General features: G+C 61.7%; 25 protein-coding genes. 17 read left to right on the top strand and 8 right to left on the bottom strand.

All coding sequences use genetic code 11. From position 1 onward, the window contains the following. Positions 1-499 precede the first annotated feature (499 nt). The gene (locus tag DLM85_RS24350; RefSeq protein ID WP_165822290.1) at positions 500-1,096 is read right to left on the bottom strand and encodes a Uma2 family endonuclease; all 597 of its coding nucleotides are present in this window, start codon (positions 1,094-1,096) and stop codon (positions 500-502) included. Between the two features lie 198 nt (positions 1,097-1,294). On the opposite strand from DLM85_RS24350, the gene DLM85_RS24345 reads away from it, so the two are divergent. The 12 genes from DLM85_RS24345 to DLM85_RS25260 all read left to right on the top strand — a co-directional run bounded on the left by DLM85_RS24345 (position 1,295) and on the right by DLM85_RS25260 (position 11,318). Continuing rightward, positions 1,295-1,681, top strand: coding sequence for an NADH-quinone oxidoreductase subunit A (locus tag DLM85_RS24345; protein ID WP_111480794.1), 387 nt, complete (start codon positions 1,295-1,297; stop codon positions 1,679-1,681). Between the two features lie 89 nt (positions 1,682-1,770). Beyond that, positions 1,771-2,328: an NADH-quinone oxidoreductase subunit B gene (locus DLM85_RS24340; RefSeq protein ID WP_111480793.1), complete on the top strand. Its 558-nt coding sequence runs from the start codon at positions 1,771-1,773 to the stop codon at positions 2,326-2,328. A 79-nt stretch (positions 2,329-2,407) separates the two neighbouring features. Further along, entirely contained in the window at positions 2,408-2,977 is a 570-nt protein-coding gene (locus tag DLM85_RS24335) for an NADH-quinone oxidoreductase subunit C (protein WP_111480792.1), read from the top strand. Between the two features lie 189 nt (positions 2,978-3,166). Beyond that, on the top strand, positions 3,167-4,357 hold the full coding sequence (nuoD, locus tag DLM85_RS24330; protein ID WP_111480800.1) for an NADH dehydrogenase (quinone) subunit D: 1,191 nt from the start codon (positions 3,167-3,169) through the stop codon (positions 4,355-4,357). 10 nt (positions 4,358-4,367) lie between these two features. Continuing rightward, on the top strand, positions 4,368-4,934 hold the full coding sequence (locus DLM85_RS24325) for an NADH-quinone oxidoreductase subunit NuoE family protein (protein ID WP_111480791.1): 567 nt from the start codon (positions 4,368-4,370) through the stop codon (positions 4,932-4,934). Between the two features lie 18 nt (positions 4,935-4,952). Further along, a complete protein-coding gene (gene nuoF / locus DLM85_RS24320; protein WP_111480790.1) occupies positions 4,953-6,293 on the top strand; it encodes an NADH-quinone oxidoreductase subunit NuoF in 1,341 nt (446 codons plus the stop codon). 215 nt (positions 6,294-6,508) lie between these two features. After that, positions 6,509-7,516: an NADH-quinone oxidoreductase subunit G gene (locus tag DLM85_RS24315; protein ID WP_111480789.1), complete on the top strand. Its 1,008-nt coding sequence runs from the start codon at positions 6,509-6,511 to the stop codon at positions 7,514-7,516. A gap of 96 nt (positions 7,517-7,612) precedes the next feature. Next, a complete protein-coding gene (gene nuoH / locus DLM85_RS24310; protein ID WP_111480788.1) occupies positions 7,613-8,755 on the top strand; it encodes an NADH-quinone oxidoreductase subunit NuoH in 1,143 nt (380 codons plus the stop codon). Positions 8,756-8,877: 122 nt separating this feature from the next. Then, positions 8,878-9,453: a NuoI/complex I 23 kDa subunit family protein gene (locus tag DLM85_RS24305; protein WP_111480787.1), complete on the top strand. Its 576-nt coding sequence runs from the start codon at positions 8,878-8,880 to the stop codon at positions 9,451-9,453. A gap of 178 nt (positions 9,454-9,631) precedes the next feature. Next, a complete protein-coding gene (locus DLM85_RS24300; RefSeq protein ID WP_111480786.1) occupies positions 9,632-10,144 on the top strand; it encodes an NADH-quinone oxidoreductase subunit J family protein in 513 nt (170 codons plus the stop codon). 60 nt (positions 10,145-10,204) lie between these two features. Then, the gene (locus DLM85_RS24295) at positions 10,205-10,723 is read left to right on the top strand and encodes an STM3941 family protein (RefSeq protein WP_111480785.1); all 519 of its coding nucleotides are present in this window, start codon (positions 10,205-10,207) and stop codon (positions 10,721-10,723) included. Between the two features lie 46 nt (positions 10,724-10,769). After that, positions 10,770-11,318: a hypothetical protein gene (locus DLM85_RS25260; RefSeq protein WP_133257266.1), complete on the top strand. Its 549-nt coding sequence runs from the start codon at positions 10,770-10,772 to the stop codon at positions 11,316-11,318. A gap of 63 nt (positions 11,319-11,381) precedes the next feature. On the opposite strand, the gene DLM85_RS24290 is transcribed toward DLM85_RS25260, so the two are convergent. Beyond that, on the bottom strand, positions 11,382-11,768 hold the full coding sequence (locus DLM85_RS24290) for a hypothetical protein (RefSeq protein WP_111480784.1): 387 nt from the start codon (positions 11,766-11,768) through the stop codon (positions 11,382-11,384). 155 nt (positions 11,769-11,923) lie between these two features. Further along, a complete protein-coding gene (locus DLM85_RS24285) occupies positions 11,924-12,526 on the bottom strand; it encodes an RNA polymerase sigma factor (RefSeq protein ID WP_207891096.1) in 603 nt (200 codons plus the stop codon). A 296-nt stretch (positions 12,527-12,822) separates the two neighbouring features. Here DLM85_RS24285 and nuoK point away from each other — a divergent pair, with 296 nt between their 5' ends. The 5 genes from nuoK to DLM85_RS24265 all read left to right on the top strand — a co-directional run bounded on the left by nuoK (position 12,823) and on the right by DLM85_RS24265 (position 18,467). After that, entirely contained in the window at positions 12,823-13,155 is a 333-nt protein-coding gene (nuoK, locus tag DLM85_RS24280) for an NADH-quinone oxidoreductase subunit NuoK (RefSeq protein ID WP_111480783.1), read from the top strand. Positions 13,156-13,253: 98 nt separating this feature from the next. After that, entirely contained in the window at positions 13,254-15,194 is a 1,941-nt protein-coding gene (gene nuoL, locus DLM85_RS24275) for an NADH-quinone oxidoreductase subunit L (RefSeq protein WP_111480782.1), read from the top strand. Between the two features lie 11 nt (positions 15,195-15,205). Next, positions 15,206-15,493 (top strand): hypothetical protein, encoded by a 288-nt coding sequence (locus DLM85_RS25255; RefSeq protein ID WP_133257265.1) that lies wholly within the window; start codon positions 15,206-15,208, stop codon positions 15,491-15,493. Between the two features lie 61 nt (positions 15,494-15,554). Continuing rightward, positions 15,555-17,015, top strand: coding sequence for a complex I subunit 4 family protein (locus DLM85_RS24270; RefSeq protein ID WP_111480781.1), 1,461 nt, complete (start codon positions 15,555-15,557; stop codon positions 17,013-17,015). A 12-nt stretch (positions 17,016-17,027) separates the two neighbouring features. Further along, positions 17,028-18,467, top strand: a complete 1,440-nt coding sequence (locus DLM85_RS24265; protein WP_111480780.1) for an NADH-quinone oxidoreductase subunit N — start codon at positions 17,028-17,030, stop codon at positions 18,465-18,467. Positions 18,468-18,582: 115 nt separating this feature from the next. Here the strand turns inward: DLM85_RS24265 and DLM85_RS24260 are convergent, their stop codons facing one another. From DLM85_RS24260 to DLM85_RS24240, 5 genes are all read right to left on the bottom strand, one after another. Then, positions 18,583-20,226: an amidohydrolase gene (locus DLM85_RS24260; protein ID WP_111480779.1), complete on the bottom strand. Its 1,644-nt coding sequence runs from the start codon at positions 20,224-20,226 to the stop codon at positions 18,583-18,585. Positions 20,227-20,457: 231 nt separating this feature from the next. Continuing rightward, positions 20,458-21,771, bottom strand: a complete 1,314-nt coding sequence (locus tag DLM85_RS24255; protein ID WP_111480778.1) for an OmpA family protein — start codon at positions 21,769-21,771, stop codon at positions 20,458-20,460. A gap of 90 nt (positions 21,772-21,861) precedes the next feature. Then, positions 21,862-23,166, bottom strand: coding sequence for an OmpA family protein (locus DLM85_RS24250; RefSeq protein ID WP_111480777.1), 1,305 nt, complete (start codon positions 23,164-23,166; stop codon positions 21,862-21,864). A 725-nt stretch (positions 23,167-23,891) separates the two neighbouring features. Beyond that, the gene (locus DLM85_RS24245; RefSeq protein ID WP_207891095.1) at positions 23,892-24,692 is read right to left on the bottom strand and encodes a 3'-5' exonuclease; all 801 of its coding nucleotides are present in this window, start codon (positions 24,690-24,692) and stop codon (positions 23,892-23,894) included. A gap of 569 nt (positions 24,693-25,261) precedes the next feature. Further along, positions 25,262-25,915: a response regulator gene (locus tag DLM85_RS24240; RefSeq protein WP_111480776.1), complete on the bottom strand. Its 654-nt coding sequence runs from the start codon at positions 25,913-25,915 to the stop codon at positions 25,262-25,264. Between the last annotated feature and the right edge of the window lie 110 nt (positions 25,916-26,025).

The raw sequence follows: 26,025 nt of genomic DNA, 5'->3' as shown, positions 1-26,025 counted from the left end.
GCCACTGCGAGTCAGTGAGGGGTTGATAGCCGTCAACCATAATGCGACCGAGAGCCTAGGAACTCCCGGCGCAACTTACTGGCTCGTTTTCTTTTACCCCAACAGCAATTCCCCAACACGCTCTTACTCAGGAACACGAGGCGTCACCTGATTTTATACGCCTACTGAATGACACCACTAACTGGTCTCAGACGCGTCATTCGACTATTACATTACCTATCCAGCAAATAGCGGCACACGCAGCATTTACGCCAAAAATTGCAGCATCTAAAGATGATGTACCCACTGCTTACAGGCTTTCTAGAGTGGTTTTCAACAAAGATTTTTCCAAAGCATTCTTTCAACTCACTTGGTCTGATGAAGGCGGAGGTAGTAGCAAATATGTTCTTTGTCAAAAGCGTAATAATGGTTGGGTAGTGCAGATGGCATATACCCATAGCTCTTTTAAGTTTTGACTAGTAATAGAAAAGCCGCCTTTGACTAAGGGGCTTTTCTATTACTATTGCATATCAGGACGAAGCTGTGGTGGGTTACCCAGCTTAACCCGCTTGTATAATTCCGCCAGCGGAATTCGGATACCCAACGCCGACAGTTCCAACTCATCCGCCAGCGAATCATACACGCGCAAGCTCCATTCATCGGCAGTTCGCGTCAGGCAATCCACCCAACAGTAATCCTGGCGGATCAGCACGTAATGCTGCAGCGAAGGCAGTTGCTGGTACAGCCGCAACTTGCTGGTACGGTCGTAGTCGGCGGTTTTGGGCGAAAGGACTTCGATGATAACTGACGGATAGCGCAGAATACGGTCAGAGGCCAAGTCCTCATCGTGGCAGGACACTACTACATCCGGGTATAGGAAGCAGTCAGCGCTGATTTCAACCAGAGCACCGTCGACAAAAGCTTCGCAGGAATCCAGATTCAAACGATTCATTAGCGCCATGTAGCTGTTGCCCAGCACCCGGTTGTGCGGTAACGAAGCGCCAGTCATGGCGAAGATTTCGCCTTGATAGAATTCATGGCGTACTTCTGACACCTCTTCCAGCGCCAGATACTCTTCTACCGTATAGATACGCTTATCGAGCTGAGGGTGAGCCATAGTCAGAGAGCAAGCAAGTTTGTGCTGGAAGTTCGCAAACTGGCGTCGTTTGTTAATGAGTGACGACATCATTCGCCCCGCCGCGCAGTTTCTCCAAAGATACGCCGCCTGGGTATCCCGATTCGTTGCACCCCCCCGGTTTTCGTCCTACCTTTGCCGCCAATGCCTTTTTTCAACAGCACAACCGTTCCTGCTGCCATGCTGTTAGCCACTCCCGTTGCCTACCAACCGGCCGATTACCTGCCGATTCTCATCCAGTTTGGCCTTGCCCTGGCCTTCGTCGCCTTCTCGATGGTGGTGTCCCACCTCGTCGGGCCGAAGCGCAACTCCAAGGTGAAGGACGCCTCGTTCGAGTGCGGCATCGAGTCGGTGGGCAACGCCCGCACCCCGATTTCGGTGAAGTACTTCCTGACGGCCATCCTCTTCGTGCTCTTCGACGTGGAAGTCATCTTCATGTACCCCTGGGCCGTGAATTTCCGCGAGCTGGGCATGTTCGGCTTCGTGGAGATGCTCATGTTCATGGGCCTGCTGCTGGCCGGCTTCTACTACATCATCAAGAAAGGCATCCTGAAGTGGCAGAACTAAGCTAAAGGCCGCCAAACCTTTATTTCCGGGCTGGTGTTCGGAATACTGTGGTTGCCGCCCCGCTTACTTCCCCAACTGAGACGTTCGTCATGAGTGATACCCGCGTTCCTGAAATCAAAACCGTAGCCGCCCCGGAAGGGGTTGAGGGTGCCGGTTTCTTCGCTACTTCCCTGGACAAGGTGGTGGGCATTGCCCGCGCCAACTCCCTGTGGCCCCTGCCCTTTGCCACCTCCTGCTGCGGCATCGAGTTCATGGCCACCATGGGCGCCCACTACGACATTTCGCGCTTCGGCTCGGAGCGCCCGTCGTTTTCGCCCCGGCAGGCCGACCTGCTGATGGTGATGGGCACCATTGCCAAGAAGATGGCCCCCATCGTGAAGCAGGTGTACGAGCAGATGGCCGAGCCCCGCTGGGTGCTGGCCATGGGCGCCTGCGCCTCCTCGGGCGGCATCTTCGACAGCTACTCCGTGCTGCAGGGCATCGACCGCATCATCCCCGTCGACGTGTACGTGCCCGGTTGCCCGCCCCGCCCCGAGCAGGTGCTCGAAGGCCTGATGCGCGTGCAGGAGCTGGCCAAGAACGAGTCGATTCGCCGCCGCAACTCGCCCGAGTACCAGGCCCTGCTGGCGTCCTATAATATCAAGTAGAAGTTAGGAGCTAGGAGTTAGGAGCCAGAATCACATCGGCTTCCTACCTCCTGGCTTCTGTCTCCTAACTCCTCCCAGAATGACCGACCTCAACACTTCGCCGGCGGCCCAGGCCAAGGCGGCGGATTACGTGAAAGCCCACGCGGCCATCAGCAACGAGCAGCTGCTGGCGCGCCTGCACGGCCTGTTCGGCGCCGATACGTTTTCGGACGTGGAGGAGCCTTACGGCCTGCTCACGGCTACCGTCAGCCGGCACCGCATCCACGAAATCCTGGACGTGCTGCACGGCGAGAAGGAGCTGCTGCTCAACTTCCTGACCACCATGTGCGGCGTGCACTGGCCCGAGCGCCAGGGCGAGGAGCTGAGCGTGGTGTACCAGCTGCACAGCATGATCCACAACATCCGGCTGCGCCTGAAAATCTTCTTCCCCATCGCCGATCCGGTGGTGCCAACGATGACCGACATCTACGCCACCGCCAACTGGATGGAGCGCGAAGCCTTCGACTTCTACGGCATCATCTTCACCGGGCACCCCAACCTGATCCGCATCCTGAACGTGGAGGACATGGACTACCACCCCATGCGCAAGGAGTACCCGCTGGAAGACGGCACCCGCGAAGACAAAACCGACCTCTTCTTCGGCCGATAACCCATTTGTCATGCTGACGAAGGAAGCACCTTATCACGGCGGCCTTCATCAGAGTAAGAAACCCCAGGCGCGGACGTGATAAGGTCCTTCGCTGCGCCCAGGATGACAAACCCAACAATGGCAACGAACGACGCCCTTACCGCGACGGAGCATATTCACCACGAGGCGGCCCAGCAGCAGCGCGGCGTGATGGTCACCAAGACCGAGGACTTCGGTACCGACCTCACTACGCTGAACCTGGGTCCCACGCACCCGGCCACGCACGGCATTTTCCAGAACATCCTGCAAATGGATGGCGAGAAAATCATTTCCGGCGTGCCCACCATCGGCTACATCCACCGGGCTTTCGAGAAGATTGCCGAGCGGCGCCCCTTCTACCAGATTACGCCGCTGACGGACCGGATGAACTACTGCTCCAGCCCCATCAACAACATGGGCTGGCACATGACGGTGGAAAAGCTGCTGGGCGTGGAAGTGCCCAAGCGTGCCCAGTACATCCGCGTCATCATGATGGAGCTGGCCCGCATTGCCGACCACCTGGTCTGCAACGGCATCCTGGGCGTGGACACCGGCGCGTTTTCGGGCTTCCTCTACCTGTTTGAGGAGCGCGAAAACATCTACGAAATCTACGAGGAGGTCTGCGGCTCGCGCCTGACCACCAACATGGGCCGCGTGGGCGGCATGGAGCGGGACCTCTCGCCGGTGGCGTTGGAGAAGCTGCGCACCTGGCTGAAGCGCTTCCCGGCGGTGATGCGCGAGTTCCAGAACCTGTTCGACCGCAACCGCATCTTCATGGACCGCACCATCAACGTGGGTCCGATTACCGCGGAACGCGCCCTGAACTACGGCTTCACGGGGCCCAACCTGCGCGCCGCCGGCGTCGACTACGACGTGCGGGTGATGAACCCCTACTCCTCGTACCAGGACTTCGACTTCGAAATTCCGGTGGGCACCAACGGCGACACCTACGACCGGTACCTGGTGCGCAACGAGGAAATCTGGCAGAGCCTGCGCATCATCAACCAGGCGCTGGAAAACCTGCCCGAAGGCCCCTACCACGCCGACGCGCCGCACTACTACCTGCCCCCCAAGCAGGAGGTGTACCGCAACATGGAGGCCCTGATCTACCACTTCAAAATCATCATGGGCGAAATCGACGCCCCGGTGGGTGAGGTGTACCACTCGGTGGAAGGCGGTAACGGCGAGTTGGGCTTTTACCTGATTTCGGACGGCGGGCGCACGCCCTACCGCCTGCACTTCCGCCGGCCCTGCTACATCTACTACCAGGCTTACCCCGAAATGGTGGTAGGCTCGACCCTCTCCGACGCCATCATTACCCTGAGCTCCATGAACGTCATTGCTGGCGAATTGGACGCTTAACCTGCTGCTAATGGAATCGACAACCGCGACCGTAAAGCCGCAATTCTCCGAAGCCGCCAAGGCCGAAATTGCCCGTTTGTTTGAGCACTACCCGGCCGAGCGCCGCAAGTCGGCCCTGCTGCCCATCCTGCACATCGCGCAGGCGGAGTTTGGCGGCTGGGTGAGCCCCGAGGTCCAGGACCTGGTGGCCGAAACCATCGGCATCCTGCCCATCGAGGTGTACGAGGTGTCCTCGTTCTACACGATGTTCAACCTCAAGCCGGTGGGCCAGCACGTGCTGGAAATCTGCCGCACCGGCCCCTGCATGCTGCGCGGCTCCGACGAGCTGACCGCCCAGCTGGAGCGCCTTACCGGCGCCAAAGTGGGCGAAACCTCGCCCGACGGCCTGTTTACCCTGAAAGAAGTGGAGTGCCTGGCCGCCTGCGGCACGGCGCCCATCGTGCAGGTGCGCGAGAAGTACTACGAGCAGCTCGACACGCCCGAGGCCGTCGACGCCATGCTCAACGAGCTGCGCAACCTGGTGCACCGCCCGCTGCTGCCCTGGGAGCAGACCGGCCTGGCGCATTCGCAACAATAACCCGTAGATCCTACCGTCATGGGCCGCAAGCTACTGACCGAACATATTAACGTCCCCGGCATCGACACCTTCGAGGTATACCGCAAACACGGCGGCTACCGCTCGGTGGAGAAGGCCCTGAAGACGATGACCCCCGACGAGGTGGTGGAAGAGGTGAAGAAGTCGGGCCTGCGCGGCCGCGGCGGCGCCGGTTTCCCCACGGGCCTGAAGTGGAGCTTCCTGGCCAAGCCGGAGGGCGTGCCGCGCCATTTGGTGTGCAACGCCGACGAATCGGAGCCCGGCACCTTCAAGGACCGGCAGTTGATGTCGAAGCTGCCGCACCTGCTCATCGAGGGCATGATTACGAGTTCGTACGCGCTGGGCGCCAACACCTCGTACATCTACATCCGCGGGGAGCTGCTCTACGTGCTGCGAATCCTGGAAAAAGCCATTGCCGAGGCCTACGCCAATGGCTTCCTGGGCAAGAACATCCTGGGCTCGGGCTACGACCTGGATTTGCACGTGCACCCCGGCGGCGGCGCCTACATCTGCGGCGAGGAAACCGCTCTGCTGGAAAGCCTGGAAGGCAAGCGCGGCAACCCGCGCAACAAGCCCCCGTTCCCGGCCGTGCAGGGCCTCTACGCCCGCCCCACGGTGGTCAACAACGTGGAATCCATTGCGGCGGTAGTTCCGATTGTAAACGACGGGGGCGACGAGTACGCCAAAATCGGCGTCGGCAAGAGCACCGGCACCAAGCTGATTTCGGCCTGCGGCCACCTCAACAAGCCCGGCATCTACGAAATCGAGCTGGGCGTGCCGGTGGAGGAGTTTATCTACTCCGACGAGTACTGCGGCGGCATCTGGAAGGGCCGCGACCTGAAGGCCGTGGTGGCAGGCGGCTCCTCGGTGCCGATTCTGCCCAAGGAGCTGATCCTGAAGACCGCGGCCGGCGAAAACCGCCTGATGACCTACGAGTCCCTCTCCGACGGCGGCTTCGTGACGGGCACCATGCTGGGCTCGGGCGGCTTCATTGCCATGGACGAGACGACCTGCATCGTGCGCAACACCTGGAGCTTCTCGCGCTTCTACCACCACGAGTCGTGCGGACAATGCTCGCCCTGCCGCGAGGGTACGGGCTGGCTGGAAAAGGTGCTGCACCGCCTGGAGCACGGCCACGGCCACATGCACGACATCGACCTGCTGGTGAGCGTGGCCAAGCAAATCGAGGGCAACACCATCTGCCCGCTCGGCGAAGCTGCCGCCTGGCCGGTTGCCGCCGCCGTGCGCCACTTCCGCCACGAGTTTGAGTGGCACGTGACTAACCCTAAGGAAGCCACCCGCCCCGGCGCGTACTTCTCCGCGAAAGCAGCTTTGGTATAAGGCTTAACTTTGAACGTCTGCCACCCCAGAACGTCATGCTGAGCCTGTCGAAGCATCTCTACCGCTTCGTCAGATAGTAAAATCACTACCTGACATCGGCACGCGAGATTCCTCGACTTCGCTCGGAATGACGAACCGGACGGGCCCAACGAAGCGGTAGAGATGCTTCGACAGGCTCAGCATGACAGGCGCCTCCTCATACGACTCTCACAGAAATGGCTAAAATAACCTTCGACGGCATCGAGATAGAAGTACCGGACGGTACCACTATCCTGAATGCAGCCCGCAAAATCGGGGGCAACATCGTGCCGCCGGCCATGTGCTACTACACCCCCATCAAGGGCACGGGCGGCAAGTGCCGCGCCTGCCTGGTGAAGGTGGCGGCCGGCTCGGCCAAAGACCCGCGCCCCATGCCCAAGCTGGTGCCCTCGTGCATCACCACGGTGCAGGACGGGATGGTAGTGGAAAACACCACCAACCAGTCGGTGCTGGACGTGCGCAAGGGCATCGTGGAGATGCTGCTGATTAATCACCCGCTCGACTGCCCGGTCTGCGACCAGGCCGGCGAGTGTGATTTGCAGAACTTCGCCTTCGAGCACGGCGTGGCGACGACGCGCTACGAAGAGGAGCGCCGCACCTTCGAGAAAATCGACATCGGCCCCTACATCCAGCTGCACATGACGCGCTGCATCCTGTGCTACCGCTGCGTGTACACGGCCGATCAGCTGACCGAGCGCCGCGTGCACGGCGTGCTGGGCCGCGGCGACGCCGCCGAAATCGGCACTTACATCGACAACATCATCGACCAGGACTTCTCCGGCAACGTCATCGACGTGTGCCCGGTAGGCGCCCTGACCGACAAGACCTGGCGCTTCAAGTCGCGGGTGTGGTTCACGAAGCCCGTGAATGCCCACCGCAACTGCTCGCACGAGAAGTGCGGCGGCCGCGTGGTGCTTTGGTACAAGGGCAAGGACGTGTTGCGCGTGACGGCCCGCAAGGACGAGTACGGCGAGGTGAAGGAGTGGATCTGCAACGAGTGCCGCTTCGAGAAAAAGGAAACGGCGGACTGGACTATCGAAGGCCCGGCCCACATCGACAGCTCCTCGGTCATTTCGGCCAACCACTACGAGTTGCCGGTGGTGAACCCGCAAGTCATTGCCGACCTGCCCGAAAGCTCCGTCCGCGACCTGGAAAACAACCCGCCGCTGAAACTCGGTAGATAGTCTTCGTTTTTCGTTGTTTGTTTTTCGGGGCAGGCATACTCCGCATCCGAGCAGCAGAACACGAACAACGAGAAACGAATAACGAAAAACGAAAAGATGGATCTTTCCGCCCTGACGTCCCTCGTCATTTCCTGGCAGAGCCTCGTCATTCTGGCCGTCTTCGGCATCACGCTGCTGATTGCCACTTACTCCACCTACGCCGAGCGCGTGGTGGCGGCCTTCCTGCAGGACCGCGTCGGCCCCGACCGGGCCGGCCCCTATGGCCTGCTGCAGCCCCTGGCCGACGCCGTAAAGCTCTTTACCAAGGAGGAATTCTTCCCGGCCGGCTCCAACCGCGCCCTGTTCGTGTTCGGGCCCTGCCTGGCCATGACCACGGCGCTGATGGCCTCGGCCGTTATTCCCTTCGGCAACACCCTGCTGCTGAACAACGGCGACGTGGTGCGCCTGCAGGCCATTGAGGTCAACATCGGCATGCTGTACGTGTTCGGGGTGGTATCCTTGGGCGTGTACGGGCTGATGATTGGCGGCTGGGCTTCCAACAACAAGTTCTCGTTGCTCGGCGCCATCCGCGCCGCGGCCCAGGCCGTGAGCTACGAACTGGCCATGGGCATGGCCCTGATTGCGCTGCTGATGGTGACGGGCACCCTGTCGCTGCAGAAAATTGCTTTGCAGCAATACGACGGCCTCTGGAACATTGTGTACCAGCCGCTGGGCTTTATCATCTTTATCGTCTGCGCCTTCGCCGAGACGAACCGCACGCCCTTCGACCTGCCCGAGTGCGAAACCGAGCTGGTGGGCGGCTACCACACCGAGTACTCGTCGATGAAAATGGGCCTGTACCTCTTCGCCGAGTACATCAACGTGTTCGTGGCTTCGGCCGTGATGAGCACGCTGTACTTCGGCGGCTTCAGCTTCCCCGGGGAGCATCTGCTCTACAACTCGCTGACCTCCTCGCAGGGGGAATTGTTTGCCCACAACGTGGTGACCATCCTGGGCACGGTGGTGCTGTTCGCGAAGATTTTCTTCTTCATCTTCTTCTTCATGTGGGTGCGCTGGACGCTGCCGCGCTTCCGCTACGACCAGCTGATGCGCCTGGGCTGGACCATGCTCTTCCCCCTGGCCATTTTGAACATCATCCTGACCGGCGCCTTCATCCTGTTCTTCGGCTCGAAGGCACCGAAGCTGGACGTATCCAAAGAAGCGGCACCCACTGAAATCCGCACGGTAGCGCGCCGTTAGCGCCGTAGCGCGGACTTTAGTCTGCGTTCTTCAGATAGTAACTTTCATTCGTCCAAACGGCGCGGGCGGACGCGGGCTGAAGCCCGCGCTACAGGCCGGCCATCTGCCACGACGACCTCACGATGAAACTGACCAATAGATCGAAGCACATGGAGAAGAAGCCCATGACGCTGGCCGAGCGGGCTTACCTGCCGGCCATCCTCACGGGCATGGGCATCACGCTCAAGCACTTTTTCTCCAAGAAAGCCACCATCCGCTACCCCGAGGAGCTGCGGCCGATGTCGCCCACGTTCCGCGGGCTGCACGTGCTCAAGCGCGACGAACAGGGCAAGGAGCGCTGCACCGCCTGCGGCCTCTGCGCCGTGGCCTGCCCGGCCGAAGCCATTACCATGGTGGCCGGCGAGCGGAAAAAAGGCGAGCAGAACCTCTACCGCGAGGAGAAGTACGCCGTCAGCTACGAAATCAACATGCTGCGCTGCATCTTCTGCGGCCTCTGCGAGGAAGCTTGCCCCAAAGCAGCCATCTACCTGCAGGCCGACAAGATGGCCCCGCCCCGCTTCGAGCGCGACGAGTTCATCTACGGCAAGGACCGCCTGGTGGAGCCCGTCGACCCGAACGCCCGCTCCAAGCGCGGCATTCAGCTCACCGCCGAGCAAGCCGAAGCCCTGGCCCGCCGCATGGCCGGCATGGATGCTTAATTGACGCAACAGACCGTCATTCCTAGCTTGCCGACGAACCGCAGGAAGGCGTAGCCAATCTTGCGGGCTGACTGCGGATAGTAACCCAACGATTGGCATTACTATCCGGCCAAATGACTCGACCTCGCTCGACCTGACGGGCTACTTTCCTTTCGAAGTTCCGCACTTCTCCTCCCCTATGGGTAATTCCCTTTTCTACTTTCTGGCCTTCGTGGCACTACTGAGCGCCCTGGGCGTGGTGTTTGCCAAGAACCCGATGCACTCGGTGCTGTTCCTGATCCTGACGTTCTTCGCCATTTCGGGGCACTACCTGATGCTGAACGCGCAGTTTCTGGCGGCGGTGAACATCATCGTGTACGCCGGCGCCATCATGGTGCTGTTCCTGTTCGTGGTGATGTTCCTGAACCTGAACGCTGACACGGAGCCCAACAAGTCGGGGCTGGCGAAGGTGGCCGGGGCTATAGCCGGCGGTATGCTGCTGCTGGTGCTCATTGCGGCGCTGCGCAACGTGAACCCCGTCGGGGCCGATGCCGCCAGCTTCGACTCGCAGATCGGGATGGTGAACCGCCTGGGCCTGGTGCTCTACCGACAGTACCTGGTGCCGTTTGAGCTGGCTTCGGTGCTGTTCCTGGTAGCCATGGTGGGTTCGGTAATGCTGGGCAAGCGCGAAGCCGGGGAGCGGAACTTCTAAGCGAGTTTTCTCACATATTGAAGCAGCGTCTGATTCAGGCGCTGCTTTTTTGTGCCTCTTATGAAAGAAATTACCCTCTACAAATCACGCTGGCAGGCTATTCGGGTGATGCTGCTTTGCACGCCTTTCGTCCTCATCGGCTTTTGGATGGTGTTTGGCAAAGACCACAACCCGTTCGGCTGGGTGAGTATTGGGTTCTTTGGACTGGGCTACCCATTCGGCATTTACAACCTGCTGGACCGCCGACCCCTAATCACGCTCAACAGCATCGGCATCTTGCACCACGAGGCGCACCGCGAGTTCATCAATTGGGACCTGATTCAGGACGCCTACCTGACGGAAGTGCATAAGCAACAACTGCTCTGCCTAGTCGTGCCGCCCAATTTCGAACCATCCATGCGCAAGGGTAATCTGGCTCAGCAAATGGGTGGCATAAGCCGGGCCATGGGCTTTCAGGAACTGACCTTACCGCTCAGTGCTACTGGTGTCGATGGTCATAAGTTTTTGGATCTGGTACTACAGCTCAAGACTGCCATACCCGCGGCGCGGCCTAATTTGCTGCAGCAAGCAAGCTTGTAGTGCCAAGCAGCTCATTACTCTTTGAGTAGAGTTCTACTTTGAATTTATGAAAGCTCTTATCGGACTGTTTATTTCTCTCTATGCTTTGCCGGTGACTTGTCAAACCGCACGGTACTCCCGCAAAGCGCCAATCTTAATCGTAAATATTTACGTGAACAACCAAGCGAAGAAGTGTAAAATCAAATCCAGGGACATAACACTCAGATCAAGCACGCGCGTCTTTGCCGTTCGGGATAGTGCGGGCTTGCTGATACTCCCGCGAATAGAAAAAACTGATACGCTGGATATAGTTGTGAAATTCGGCCGCCGCAGTGTTTCCATGAATCGTATTCCTGGATGGCGGTTGCAACCAGGTGCCATCGTGTCGGTTGGCCGGATTAACGATTTTGAGAAAGTAGTTTCGATAGCCAAACAAAATGAAATGCTACCGACTGAAGCTGACTACCCAGCTATGAATAATAGCTACGGCGTATCTCCTGAAGGAGTGATTATGCAAGTGCCTGATATTACTCGCTTCAACTATGTGGATTACATAACAGTAGTTGGTTATGGGCAAGGCACAATGATGACTACTTGGCAAGGAAAATTGAAATAGCGCGTAAAGCAAAAGCGGCTCCTGATGCATCAGGAGCCGCTTTTGCTTTACTAGTCAGCGTACTTATTCAACGGTAGGCGGTGCCGTAGCCGGGCGGGGCTGTGCTTCGGCCATGCGGCCCCAAGGGCCGCAGTTGCGCATGCGCTGGCGGAATTTCTCGCGTTGCTCTTCGCTCATGCCTTCCATGCGGCTGGCCATTTTCTGGCGCCAGTGCTGCTGGGCTTTGGCTTTCCAGGCCGCACCGGGTCCGCCGCCGCGGAAGCCGCCGAGCAGCAGCTTGCTGAGGATGAACAGGCCCAGGGCCTGGGCAAAGGAAACGGTGGGCAGGTGGAACAGGTAAGGCATCAGCCAGTTCCAGAGCGACATGACGACGAAGCCGGCCAGGGCGACGAAAAAGGCCACGGCGAGTATGATGCGCAGGCCGCGGAGCAGCCAGAATTTGCGGTCCATGAGAAGGGAATATGCGAAATGTGGGAAATGGGGACTATGCGGAGGAATGTGAATTGAATGTGCGGAATGTGGAAGATGCGAGGAAATAGGATGCTTGTTTCAGCTCAGCTCCCCTATTCCGCACATTCAATTCACATTTTTCACATTCATTCCTGCTAGTCCAGGAAAAGGTCGTTGTAGAGCGCCTGCAGCTTCACCCGGAGCTGCTGCACGGCGTAGTGCTTGCGCGAAATCAGCGTCTTGAGCGGCACGCCGGTTTCTTCGGCCATCTGCTTGAAGGTCTTGCCCTCGAACTCGTGCCAGACGAACACCTCGCGCTGGGCGGGCGGCAGCACTTCCAGCGCATCGAGGATGGCCTCCATAATGGTTTCGCGGGCCATGGCCGTTTCGGTGGAGTCGTCGGGGGCGGGCAGGATGTCGGCCAGCAGCAGGGGCTCGTCGGAATCGGCGGCGGAGTGGTAGGCGGCGGCTTCCTCCAGGGAGGCGGCTTTGGGGCGGCGGTACCGGTCGATGATTTTGTTGCGGGCCACGCGGAACAGCCAGGCGGCCATCTGCTCCACGGGCTTGACGAGGCGGTAGGTTTGCACCAGCTCGTAGAAGACGTCCTGCAGCACGTCTTCGGCATCGTCCTCGTCGGGGATGCGGCGGCGGATGAACGAGAGCAGCTTGCCGCGCTGCTCGCGCACGGCCTGCTGCAGCCGGTCGTTTTGCTCGGTCATGGCCGCGCTGGTGGAGGGTATGGTCAAGGCCTGTTCCATTCTGGAGGGGAAGACGCCGGCCGCCGAAAATTACTTTACGGGGAATAGAAAATTTTCGGGAGGGCTAGCGGCCCCACTTCAGACACGGCCGACGGTAGCACAGTAGTCATTGCGAGCGAAGCGCGGCAATGACTGCCGCCTGAACCGTTGCTTGGGCATTTGCCATCGGCAAGGCGGGGCGGCAGCCGGACAATAAGGGCAGTTTCCCGCGTGGTTTTCCCAAGTTTCGGGCTACCTTTGCCCGCTAATTGGCCCCAGTATGTTGTGGGCTTTTTTCCGCCGTTACCCCGTCCTGAATGGAACAGACGATACCGGAAGTCATTCGCACCGTTCCGCTCCAACACTACGTGTTCTTCGCCGCTGCCCTCTTCAGCATCGGCGTTCTGGGAGTGCTGACCCGGCGCAATGCCATCATCATTTTTATGTGCGTGGAGCTGATGCTCAACGCCGTCAACGTCCTGCTCGCCGCCTTTTCGGCGTACCGCGCCGATCCGAACGGGCAGGTCTTCGTGTTTTTCATCATGGCCGTTGCCGCCGCCGAAGTTGCCGTCGGCCTGGGCATTATCGTGATGATTTACCGCAACATCCAGAACACCGACGTCAACCTGCTCGACAGGCTCAAATGGTGAATGAATGAGTGAGTGAATGAGTGAAGTGCCTTACGCGCAGTTCCGCGCGGCCTTCCTCATTCACTCATTCATTCATTCGCTCATTCACTCATTGTCATATGGCTGAACAAGCGCCCCTCGCCGTCTTTGGCGGCTCGCCGCTGCTCTACGTTCTCATCCCGCTGCTGCCGTTTCTGGGCTTCCTGATCAACGGTTTGCTCAACCGCCGGCTTTCGGGCACGGTGGCTGGGATTATCAGCAGCGCCGCCGTACTGGGCTCCTTCCTGATTGCGGTGATGCTGTTCACGCAGTTCACCGGCACGCCCTACACGGTGCACCTGTTCGACTGGATTTCCGTCGGCTCGCTGCACATTCCCTTCTCCTACCAGATCGATCAGCTCAGCCTGATCATGCTGCTGCTGGTGACGGGCGTGGGTTTCCTGATCCACGTGTACAGCATCGGCTATATGCACCACGACGAAAACGTCGGGAAGTTTTTCGCCTTCCTGAACCTGTTCGTCTTCTCGATGCTGCTGCTGGTGATGGGCGCCAACTACGTGATTCTGTTCATCGGCTGGGAAGGCGTGGGGCTGTGCTCCTACCTGCTCATCGGCTTCTGGAACAAGCACACTGCGTTCAACAACGCCGCCAAGAAAGCCTTCATCATCAACCGCATCGGTGACCTGGGCTTTCTGCTCGGCATCTTCCTGATCTACCAGACTTTCGATTCGGTGGAGTACGGCTCGGTATTCCAGCAGGCCGCGAAGTTGCCGGTTGGCGCCGGCGTTGTCACGGCCATCACCCTGCTGCTGTTCGTGGGCGCCATGGGTAAATCGGCCCAGCTACCGCTCTACACCTGGCTACCCGACGCCATGGCTGGCCCCACGCCGGTGTCGGCGCTGATTCACGCCGCGACGATGGTGACGGCCGGCATCTACATGGTGCTGCGCTCCAACATCCTCTACACCCTCTCGCCCGACACGCTGAACGTGGTGGCCTGGGTGGGCGCCCTGACGGCCCTGTTCGCGGCCACCATCGGCCTCGCGCAAAACGACATCAAGAAGGTGCTGGCCTACTCCACCGTTTCGCAGCTGGGCTACATGTTCCTGGCGCTGGGCGTGATGGGTTACACCTCCTCGCTGTTCCACGTGCTGACGCACGCCTTCTTCAAGGCGCTGATGTTCCTCGGCGCCGGCTCGGTGATTCACGCCATGAGCAACGAGCAGGACATCCGCAACATGGGCGGCCTGCGCAAAGCCCTGCCGATTACCTTCCTGACCTTCCTGATCGGCTGCCTGGCCATTGCCGGCATTCCGCCTTTCTCGGGCTTCTTCTCCAAGGACGAAATTCTGGCCCACGCCTTCGAGCACAACAAGGTGCTGTGGGGCATCGGCCTGCTAACGGCTTTCCTGACGGCCTTCTACATGTTCCGCCTGCTGTTCCTGACTTTCTTCGGCGAGTTCCGCGGTACGGAGGAGCAGAAGCACCACCTGCACGAGTCGCCGGCCTCGATGACCATGCCGCTGATCATCCTGGCCATTCTGGCGGCCATCGGCGGCTTCATGAACGCCCCGCTGGTGCTCGGCAAAGGCTACCTGGCCGAGTTCCTGGCCCCGCTGTTCACTTACTCGCGGCAGGCCAACCCGGAAGCTTTCGGCGCGGAAATCGACCACGCTACGGAGTACATGCTCATCGGCCTCTCGGTAGCAGCCGGCGTGCTGGGCATCCTCTTCGCCTACGTGCAGTACGTGAGCCGCAAGGTGCGCCCGGCCGACGACGCCTCGCAGCGCGGCTTCCTCGAAAACCTAGTGTACCACAAGTACTACGTCGACGAGCTGTACAACACCCTGTTCGTGAAGCCCTCGATGTACCTCTCGCGCGGCCTGCACGACTTCGTGGAGAAGCGCGTGGTGGATGCCGGCGTCAACGGCGTGGGCCGCGGCGTGTTTGGCGGCTCGCAGCTGCTGCGCAACCTGCAGACCGGCAAGGTGGAAACCTACCTGCTGCTGATGGTGGTGGGCATCGTGGTGGTGCTGGCGCTGAATTTCATGAATTTCTAAAAACGGCCACCATGCAGCTGCTACTGTTTCTACCATGGATTGTAGAACTGGTAGTAGTGCTGGCTGTCTTCGGGAACAACATTGAAAGACCGAGGCATGCACTATTTAAGGTTTGCGTACTCTCGGGTTTGTTTCTGCTGCTGCACCTGATTGTTTTTTGGCTAGGCTCACCTGATGACAGCGCCACACAGATTGCCAAAACCTTTGCTGCAGACCTCTATAGCTGGGTGCACATTGCTTTTGTCTTACTTATAGCTGTAATCAACTTGGTGGTAAGCCAAAAAACCAAAAGAGCATAAAGAGGCCATTGCTCATTTAAATCCTCGTTCTGCGCTCCTGACTCGCATCATACAGTACAACATGCTGACTGCCCTTCTGCTTATCTGGCCCGTGGCCGCTGCGCTGCTGCTGCACTTCGTGCGGGGCTCCGCCGCGCGGGCGCTGGCCTTTGGCGCTTCGCTGGTCGAGCTGGTGCTGGCCCTCTACGCGGCCTTCCAGTTTCAGACCGACTACTCCCTGCCGCACTTCGAGCTGGACTACGCCTGGCTGGCCTCGGCCGGTATCCATTTCCACATCGGGATGGACGGGCTGAGTTTGCTGCTGGTGCTGCTCACGGCCTTTCTGGTGCCGCTGATCCTGCTGGCTTCCTTCCGCCACGACTACGAGAACCCCTCGGTGTTCTACGCGCTGGTGCTCTTCATGCAGTCGGGCCTGATCGGGGTGTTCGTGGCGCTGGATGCCTTCGTATTCTACTTCTTCTGGGAAGTGGCCCTGATTCCGATTTACTTCCTGGCCGGCGTGTGGGGCGGGGAACGGCGCGTGCAGGTCACGCTGAAGTTCTTCATCTACACCGTGGTCGGCTCCTTGCTGATGCTGGCCGGCTTCGTGTACCTCTACTACATGACCGGGGCCAGCGGCGCCGCCCGCAGCTCCGACCTGGCGGCCTTCTACAACCTGCAGCTCAGCGCCCAAGAGCAGTCCTGGCTGTTCCTGCTCATCTTCGCGGCCTTCGCCATCAAGATGCCGCTGTTTCCGCTGCACTCTTGGCAGCCCGATACCTACGAGCAGGCGCCCGCGCCGGCCACCATGCTGCTGTCGGGCATCATGCTGAAGATGGGTATCTACGGCACTCTGCGCTGGCTGCTGCCGGTGGTGCCGCTGGGCGTGAGCCGCTGGGTAGCTCCCGTAATGGTGCTGGCCGTGGTGGGCATCATCTACGGCGCCCTCATTGCCATCCGCCAGCGCGACATGAAGCGCCTGATTGCCTTTTCCTCGCTCTCGCACGTGGGCCTGATGATTGCCGGTATGTTCTCCTTGACGGCCGTGGGCCTGCAGGGCACCGTGATTCAGATGCTGGCCCACGGCGTGAACGTGGTCGGCATGTTCTTCATTGCCGACATCATCGAGCGGCGCACCGGCACCCGACAGATTCCGGAGCTGGGCGGCCTGACTCGCGCTACGCCCCTGCTGTCGGTTACTTTCCTCGTAATTCTGCTCGGCACCGTGGCGTTGCCGCTCACCAACGGTTTCGTGGGCGAGTTCCTGCTGCTGATGGGCGTGTACCAGTTCAACCCCTGGCTGGGCGCCGTGGCCGGTCTGACCATCGTGTTCGGCGCGGTGTACCTGCTGCGCATGTTCCAGCGCGTGATGCTGGGCCCGGATTCCTCGTTCAGCGCCGTTATCCGCGACCTGACGGGCGCCGAGCTGGCCGTGCTGGTACCGCTGGTCGTGATGGTGTTCTGGATTGGCCTGTTCCCCGGCACGTTCATGCACATTTCGGAGCCGGCCGTGAACAAGCTGCTGGTGCTCATCAACCGCTAAGCCTCCCGCCCCATGCTCTCGATTATTCTGCTTTCCGTTTCCGGGCTGGCCAATCTGTTCCTGGGTTTCCTGCGCTCCAACCGGCTGATTCTGCCGCTGGTGCTGCTGGTGCTGGCCGCCGTGCTGGCCATCAACATCTTCGACGTGGACAACAGCTCGGCCGCCTTGGCCGAGTGGGCCCGTACCGGCTACCTGCGCAACATGCTGTTCTTCGACCAGTATGCCCGCGTCTTCACCGGCGTCATCGTGCTGACGGCCCTGCTGCTGCTGCCCTTTTCGCAGCACTACGTGCAGGACGACAACCCCAACCTAGCCGAGTTCTACAGCCTGATGCTGTTTTCGCTGGTGGGCGCCATCATGATGGTGAGCTACACCAACATCCTGATCCTGTTTCTCGGCATCGAGACGCTGAGCATTGCCATGTACGTGCTGGCCGGCTCGGATAAAAGCAACCTGCGCTCCAACGAAGCAGCCCTGAAGTACTTCCTGATGGGCTCGTTTGCCACCGGCATCCTGCTCTTCGGCGTGGCCCTGCTCTACGGCGCCACCGGCACCTTCGACCTGATGCAGATGGGCGCCGCCATTCGCGCCCTGCCCACCGCCGATGCGACGCTGGCGCCGATGATGTACGTGGGCATTCTGCTCATGCTCATCGGCATCGGCTTCAAGATTTCGGCCGCGCCCTTCCACTTCTGGACGCCCGACGTGTACGAGGGGGCCCCCACCATCTTTACCGGCTTCATGAGCACGGTGGTGAAAACGGCCGGCGTGGCCGGTTTCTTCAAGCTGCTGGTGGTGGCCTTCGGCGGCGACACCATTCCGTTCTGGTTGCCCACGCTCACCACCATGCTGGTGCTGACGCTGCTCATCGGCAACGTGGGTGCCGTGGCCCAAACCAGCGTGAAGCGCATGCTGGCCTACTCCAGCATCTCGCACGCGGGCTACCTGCTGCTGGCCCTGGTGGCTTTGCGCAGCGGCATGCTCTCGGCCAACGCCATCTTCTTCTACTCGCTGGCCTACTCGCTGGCTACGGTAGCGGCCTTCGGCGTGCTGCAGCTGGTGCAGAACCAGCGCCAGCGCGAAGACTACGAGGGCCTCAACGGCTTGGCCCGCACCAACCCGCTGCTGGCCCTGGCCATGACCATTTCGATGCTGTCGTTGGCGGGCATTCCGCTGACGGCGGGCTTCTTTGGTAAGTTTCAGCTATTCAACGCCGCCGCCCAGGAAGGCTACATCGGCCTGATCGTGTTTGCCGTGGTGATGTCGGCCATTGGTATCTACTACTACCTGCGCCCCATCATTGCTATGTACATGCGCCCGGCCGTGGAAGGCGCCGAAGCCCCCGTACCCGTGACGGGGCTGCAGTCGGTGGTGCTGGTGGTGCTGATGGGCCTGACGGTGCTGCTGGGCGTGCTGCCCGGCCTGCTCGACGGCGTGCTGAACGTGCAGTAACAGCGTCTTCGCAACAACAGAAAAAGCGGCTCTCGGGCCGCTTTTTCTGTTTCTGGCAGTTTCGCAGTCCATCCTAGCGTCCTCCTCCGCTCTGCTCAGGATGACAGAACAGGTATCAGCGTTTACCGTCCGCCTTGGCTTCGTACACCACCTTCCCTCCTACCATCGTCAGCTCGCTCACGGTGCCGGGCAGGGCGGGCGCGGGCACGGTGAAGATATCCTGTGACAATACCGCCAGATCGGCCAGCTTGCCTGGCGCCAAAGTGCCTTTGTCCTGCTCGGCAAACTCAGCGTAAGCCGAGCCAGCGGTGTAGGCCGTTACGGCCTGCTCCCGGGTCAGGGCCTCTTTGGGGTCGGCCAGGGTGGTGGCGAACATAATATTCAGGAACGGATTTATCGGTCCATCCGAGCCGAGGGCGAAGGGGATGCCGGCGGCCAGCAGCGAGCGAAACGGCGCCACGAAATTCACGCCGTTGGGGGCTCCGCTCAGGGCGGGATTGATGAAGTGCGAGGGATTCTGCACCACCACGATGCCCAGGGCCTTGGCCCGCGGCTGCAGGTCGGCGGCCAGCCCGTCGCCGTGCTCGAAGCGCACCCGCTTGCGCCGCCAGGTAGCCTCGTCGGCCAGCTCGCTCATCAGCGTCAGCACCAGGCTGGCCGTACTGTCGCCCGACACGTGCAGCATCAGCGGCTCGGAGCCCATGAGAGCCAGGCGCAGCATGCGCCGCACCGTGTCGACGGGGAAGTTCAGCCGGCCGTACCAGCCCGGCCGGTCGGGGTACGGCTTCCGCATCAGGGCGCCGCCTTCCAGCGGCGTGGCGTCCAGAATGTACTTGCGGCCCTGCACCCGCGTCAGCGGCGCCGGCTGCGGGGTTGCGCCCATCCACTCACCGTAGCGGATGCCGGCGGCGGTGGTCATGGGCAGCGGCATGATGCGGTGGCGCAGCGGCAGCCGGGCGGCCTGCACCACCCGCAGCATCTGGGCGGGCGGCAGCTCTCCGGCCATATTCTGCACGCTGGTAATGCCCAAAGCCAATGCTTCAGTCCCGTATTGCTGTAGCTCCCGCGCCCACGCGGCATCGGGCAGGGTGCCGTGGAACTGACGTCGCGCATTCCAGTCGGCGTATTCCGAGAGCAGGCCGCTGAGTTGCCCGGTGCCGGCCACCCGCTCGTAACGGCCACCCACCGGGTCGGGGGCATCGTCGGCAATGCCGAGCAGCTGCAGGGCTTTGGAGTTGAGAATGTTGCCGTGGCCCCACGGCGGCTTGAGCATGACGGGGTGCGCGGGCGCCACGCGGTCCAGCGCGGCGCGGCGCAGCTCCGGGTCGAGGAGCACCAGCAGGCTGATTTCGCCCTGCAGCCAGGTGCCGGGCGGGGTGCGCTGCACCAGCCGGCTCAGGGTATCGAGCACCTGCTGCCGGGCGGGGCCGGGTATCATGGGCGCGGCCGGAAAGGCGAAGTGCCGGCCCGTGGGCACGCGGTGCGGCAGGTGGTCGTGGGCGTCGTTGAAGCCCGGCACCACGGTGCGGCCCCGCAGCTCGATGCGCCGGGTGCGCGGCCCGGCCAGCCGGCTGATGGCGGCGGTGCTGCCCACGGCCACCACTCGCTCGCCGCGCACCGCTACGGCCTCGGCGTAGGGCTGCCTGGCATTGGCCGTGAATACTTTGCCGCCCGTCAGGATGATATCGGGCGCCGGGGCCTGGGCCGCAGCTACCTGGCTCGCCAGCAGCAGGGCGGAAACCGTGCAGAGCATCTTCATGCGGGTAAGATAACGGCCCTTGGGTCAGGCAAGCATACTGCCGGATCAGGCCAAGTCCCAAAACCCAATAATGTTGAAAAACTCCTCGTGCCTCGACCGCGCGGCGCCCCCCCGACGCCGGCGTATTCGGGGCATTGCGTACACCATTCCTTACACCGACAGCGCCGGCGGGGGGCTGGATACCCCGGCCGGCGCTGCTGATTTTGGCCGGGAACATGCGGCCCACAACGTTTACTTTCTCGTCACGCGCACGTCCACCCGGCGGTTTTGGGCCCGGCCTTCGGGCGTGTCGTTGGTGGCCAGCGGGTGCTCCTGCCCGTAGCCTTCGGCCGCCACGCGGCCCGCGTCGATGCCATTGTTCATTACGGCTTTGCGGGCGGCGTTGGCCCGGTCGGCGCTCAGGGTCAGGTTGGCGTCGGCGCTGCCCTTGTTGTCGGTGTAGCCGCCGAGCTTGATGGCCGCATTCGGGAAGGCCTTCAGAATGGCCGCAATGTTTTTCAGCTGCTGCTGCGACTCGGTCGTGAGCGTAGCCTTGCCGGTATCGAAGTACACCCGATCAAGACTCAGCCAGCCCTGGGTTTTGTCGTCGCCTACGGGCAGGCTCGCGTCGTTCAGGAAATTGAACAGGCGCGCTTCCGTCGAGTTGCTGCCCACGTTCAGCACCGTGCCGTCGGGCAGCTTCACGTCGGTGGTGGTGCCGGTGTCGTAGATGTAGTTGCCGGTGGCCTCGTCGTAGCGGCCGGTGGGCGCGGCTGCCGCTACCGGCGCGGCCGCCGTCGTAGTCGTATCGATGGTGGTCGTGGTATCGGTGGTCGTGACGGGCTCCTCGTTCCGGTTGCGCCCGAAGAGGTAGTAAAGCAGGGCCACCCCGAGCAGCAGTAGCAGCAGCCAGGGCCACCACGGCCGGCCTTCGCGCGCGGCGGTGGGCACAGTTTCAGTTACCACGCTGCGGGCCGCGTGGCCGGTGTCGCGCCCGGTATTGGCCATGCTGGCTCCGGCGGCCGTAGCGCCGCCGCCCAGGCCCCCCAGCAATCCGCCGAGCCCAAACGGCAGCGCATCGAGAATCGATGAACGTTGCGAGGTCAGCCAGCCGCTGAGGCCATTGGCATCGAGGTTGTTCTGCGCCGCGTGCCGGCCCAGCAGCCCCAGCACCACCGGCACCACCAGCCCCGCCAGCCGCCCCACAATGCCGCTGTTGATGCCGCTGCCGCTGGCAATGGCCTCGGTGGCGGGCTGGTACTGCCCGCCCAGCGCCGAGCGCAAAAACTCCGGCCCCCGGCTGGACCAGCCGCCGCCGTCGCCGGTGAGCAGGCCACCTACATTGTCGAGCAGGCCGCTGGAATGCGCTTGCTGGGCCATGCCAAACACTTCGGCCGGGCCGCCGGGCTGCTCGGTGCGGCGCAGCAGGCCGCCCAGCACCAGGGGAGCCAGCCCCGTCAGGGCCGAGCGGACGCGGTTGCCATGTTCGCCCAGCGCGCTACTGGTTTGTTGCACTACGCCATCGGAGAAGAAACTCCGCACAACGTCAATGATGTTTTGGCTCATGGCTTTAGAGGGCTAGGTAAGCTTGAAAAGAGAAAGAGCGAATGTGAAAATTCAACGATTCACTGCCTGCCAGGTTGCCCAGTGCCCAGCTTATTTCTGCGTCACCCGCACGCTGATGCGCCGGTTCAGCGCCCGGCCCACCGGCGTTTCGTTGCTGGCCACGTTGTGCTTCTGCCCGTAGCCCTTGGCCTCGACGCGGCCCGCCGCCACTCCCATATCCACCAGGGCCGCCAGGGCCGCCGTGGCGCGCTGCTCGCTCAGGCGCAGATTGTCCTTGAAGTAGCCGGTGCTGTCGGTGTAGCCCCCGATTTTGACGTGCGCCGTCGGGAAGCTTTTCAGGATGCTGGCCACGTTCTGCAGCTGCGCCGTCGACTCGTCGGTGAGCGTGGCTTTGCGGGCGTCGAAGTACACCCGGTCGAAGTTGATCCAGCCCTTAGTGCGGTTCACCGGGTCGACCTGCTGCGTAGCGTCGGCCAGGAAGGTGTAGAGCTTGTTTTCGGTGGAGTTGGCCCCCACCGTCAGCATCGTACCGTCAATCAGCGCCAGCCGTACCGGCCGGCCGGTGTCGTAGATGTAATTTTCCGTGCCCGCGTCGTAGCGCCCGCTGATGGCCGTTACCGGGGCCGCGTCGGCGGCGGTGGCGACGTCACGGCCGCTCGGCGCGGCCGGGGTAGCCGGGGTCAGGCCGGCCGTGGTCAGGGCCGCCGCGCCGGGCCCCGGGGCCGGCCGCGGCGTACGCCCGAGCCAGTAGCCAACGATAATGGCCCCGATGACGACCAGCGCCGGCAGCAGCCATTGGCGCAGCAGCCGGTCGGGGCGGGTAGCGGCGTCGGGCGCGGGCAGGGGCGCCGCGTGCGGATAGGCACCCACGGCCGGTTCGGCGCCGTGGCCGTTCCGGGCTTTGGTCGCGGCATCGGCCAGCAGCAGACCGGTTACGCTGCTGCGCTGGCTTTGCAGCCAACGACCCAGCGCGGGGGCATCGAGGTGGTCGGTGGCGGCATGCTCGCCGAGCACGCCGAGCATCACGGGCGCGGCCAGCCCCAGCAGGCCCTCCACGGCTTCGGTTCGAATGCCGCTTTCGGTGGCCACCGAGGCAATGCGGCCGCTGTAGTGGTCGGTGAGCAGGGCCCGCATCAGTTCCTGGCCTTTGGGTACCTGGGCGGCCAGCACGTCGGCGCGGGTGCCGGCCTCGTGCGCGTCGCGGGCCATCAGCCAGACGACATCGATGCCGCCAACCTGCTCCGAGAGCTTGATCAGGCTGCTGAGCACCAGGGGCACCACTTTGGGCAAGGCTTTACGCACCCCGGCTTCGCTTTCTCCCACCACCACACTGGCCTGGCTGACGGCCGGAGCCGTGAAACAAGCCGATACTTCCTCCAACACGTTCTGCGCCATGACTGTAGGGTTTACACGTTAGACCATAGATAATAATACAAATAATTATTTATTTATTTCAATAATTCTCAGTGCTTATAGCAATGGAGTACCAGCACGGGGGCAAAACTGTCGTTGGCGCCTGATCAATCGTCGTTTTCGAACACAATCTGATTGACGGGCATAGTGCCGCTCAGACTGTCGAGCAACGCCGGCCGACGCTGGCAACGGTTCCAGGTAGCCGAGTCGAATTGGGCCTGCACTTCCAGCCCCATACCAGCGCCCGCAATGCCGCCGCGTACTTCGCATGGTTTTCGTCCTCGGTCATCCCTCGAACTCCAGATGGGCTGGGGCAGCCCGCGCCCCGATCGGCTGTCGGCTCAGGTAAATGGAATCCAGGACCGTCTTCGCGTACGGGAAGTTGAGCGCTACCTCGTCCAGTCGCGGGCCGGCCGGGGTTTCCAGCATAACGCACTCAATGCCGAGCCGAGGATAATACAGCGTCACCCAACAATTGGTGTGGCATCCCCGTCTCTTGGGAAGCCATGTAGCAGCCCCTTCTGCCGCATGGTGGGCATGCCCAGTACCGGCACGACGCGCTGCTGACTGCTTTTCCCCAGCTTGAGCTGCCGTCTCTGCCGTAACATTGCTACATCGGGCGAACCAGCGGAACGGCTGGCCGTTACCCCCGCAAGTGCGAGGCTCACCCAGAAAACCATTCTCCAATGGCCGCGCATCTGCCCTTTTTAGCTGGCGCGCAGGACCATCATCGGGGCGGGTTGGTCGGCGTACACCACCGCATCATCGGCAAAGGGCTCGTCGCCGCGGAACTTGAGCAGCAGGCGGGCGGTGGTGATGATGTCCTTCTGGCAATACTTCACGATGCGCGGCAAATCGTGCTCCTCGTAGTACACGCGGGCCACGTCGGCACCGTTGATGTCGTCCTTGGGCGTGGGAATGCCGAACATGGCCGCCAGCAAAGCCAGGGAGGTGAAGGATTTTCGGTCCCCGAACTTCCAGAGCTCCATGGTGTCGAGGTGGTTGATTTCCCAGGGCTTTTTGCCGGCCACGTCGAGCTGCGGGGGCAAGGCCACGCCGTTGATGAGCATGCGGCGCGAGAGGTAGGGAAAATCGAATTCCTTGCCGTTGTGGGCGCAAAGGGTGAAGTTGGGCCGCTTGCTGAGGGCCCGCACGAAGTCCTGCAGCAGGTCGGCCTCGTCGTCGCCGGCGAAGCTTTTCACCTTGAAGCGCAGCTGCTCCAGCGCGTCGTAGTAAAAATAGCCGACCGAAATGCAGATAACCCGCCCAAACTCGGCGTAGATGCCAGCCTGGGCGAAGAGCGAAGCCGCGGTAAACCGGTCGGGCATGGGCTCGATTTCCTCGGCGCCCCAGGTAGGAAAGCCCTGCTGCCGGCGCAGGCTCTGGGCCTTATGCTCCCAGAGGTGGCGCAGCATGTCGTCCAGCTCCTCGTGGCAGCCTACGCAGGGCACCGTCTCGATGTCGAGTACGAAAACGTCGGTCAGCTTAAGGTTACGGAGCAGTTGCATGGGCACGCCGGGCGGAGGGTCGGTAACGAAGATAGGCCACCACCGGGGCAAACGCCAAGCCGGGGCGGTTTGTTTTGGCGAAGCAGCCCCCCACCGGCCCCAAAAAAATACGCCCGGCTGATTGGAAATCAGGCGGGCGTATTCGCGGTATGCTTCAGCTCGGCCGCGGCCGCTGCTACCGGAAGGGCAATAGGTGTGTCGGGCGAGACACGGGGCTGAGCCGCGCTACGCCAGGGCCGGGCTGCCGGTAAGCCACAGGCCCAGCATGGAAATCAGCAGCTGCCGACGGGATTTCGCAGACATGAGCGGACGGCGGTGAAGAGTGGAGCATATCAGCCGTACCCCCATGGGGCAGGCTCGTCTACAATTTCAGCAATCGGCCGGCGCCCGTCAATCACATGATGATGTGATACCCGCCGGGAGGCCCGGCGGTACGGCCGTCAGTGGGCCAGACACTATGCAAAAAGAACGTCATGCTGAGCCCCGCGAAGCATCGCTACCGAACGCTTCAACGAAGCGGTAGAGACGGACTGGACTCAGCATGACGACCTGTAACAGATGACGTTGGCTTAGGTCAGGCCCTGGCGCAGGGCCTTGCTCACGGCCTCCGTCATGGAGCGCACGTGCAGCTTCTCGTAGATTTTCTTGATGTGCGACCGGACCGTGTCGAGCGAGATGCCGCGGTCGTGGGCAATCATCTTGTAGCTGTAGCCTTCCACCAGCAGGCCGAGAATTTCCTGCTCCCGGGCGCTGAGGTTGGCCGGCGAGTCTTCCTGCTGGCGCGGAGCCACGGGCTTGGGAAACAGGCGCAGCACCTGCCGGGCAATGGCGGGCGTCATCGGCGCGCCGCCGGCCCGCACTTCGCCGATGGCGTCGAGCAGTTTGGCGGGCGGGGTTTTCTTGAGCAGGTAGCCATCGGCGCCGGCGCACACGGCCTGGAACACCCGGTCGTTGTCCTCGAATACGGTGAGCATCACCACGCTCACCTTGGGCGAGTTGGCCTTGATGCGCTTCAGCCCCTCAATACCGTTGATGCCGGGCATGTCGATATCCATCAGCACCACGTCGGGCTTGAGGCGCGGAATGTCGGTTTCCACCTGCTGGCAGTTGCCGAGGGCTCCCACCAGCTCCAGGCCCGGCGTGCCGCCCAGCAGGTGGCTCAGGCTCAGGCGCAGGTCGGGGTTGTCTTCGTAAATCAGAACGCGGGTATCGGCAGCTTCCATGGCAGTGAACGGTGGTAAAGGGGTGCGAGTCAGAATGCTGCGAAGGTACGGCCCGCATGGGCGCGGCGCTGTAGCATAATGATGTGAGGGCACCAGAACTGTCATGTCGA

The sequence above is a fragment of the Hymenobacter edaphi genome (assembly GCF_003258365.1).
In the GTDB taxonomy this organism is placed as follows: domain Bacteria; phylum Bacteroidota; class Bacteroidia; order Cytophagales; family Hymenobacteraceae; genus Solirubrum; species Solirubrum edaphi.
This window is presented reverse-complemented; position numbering and strand designations above follow the sequence as displayed.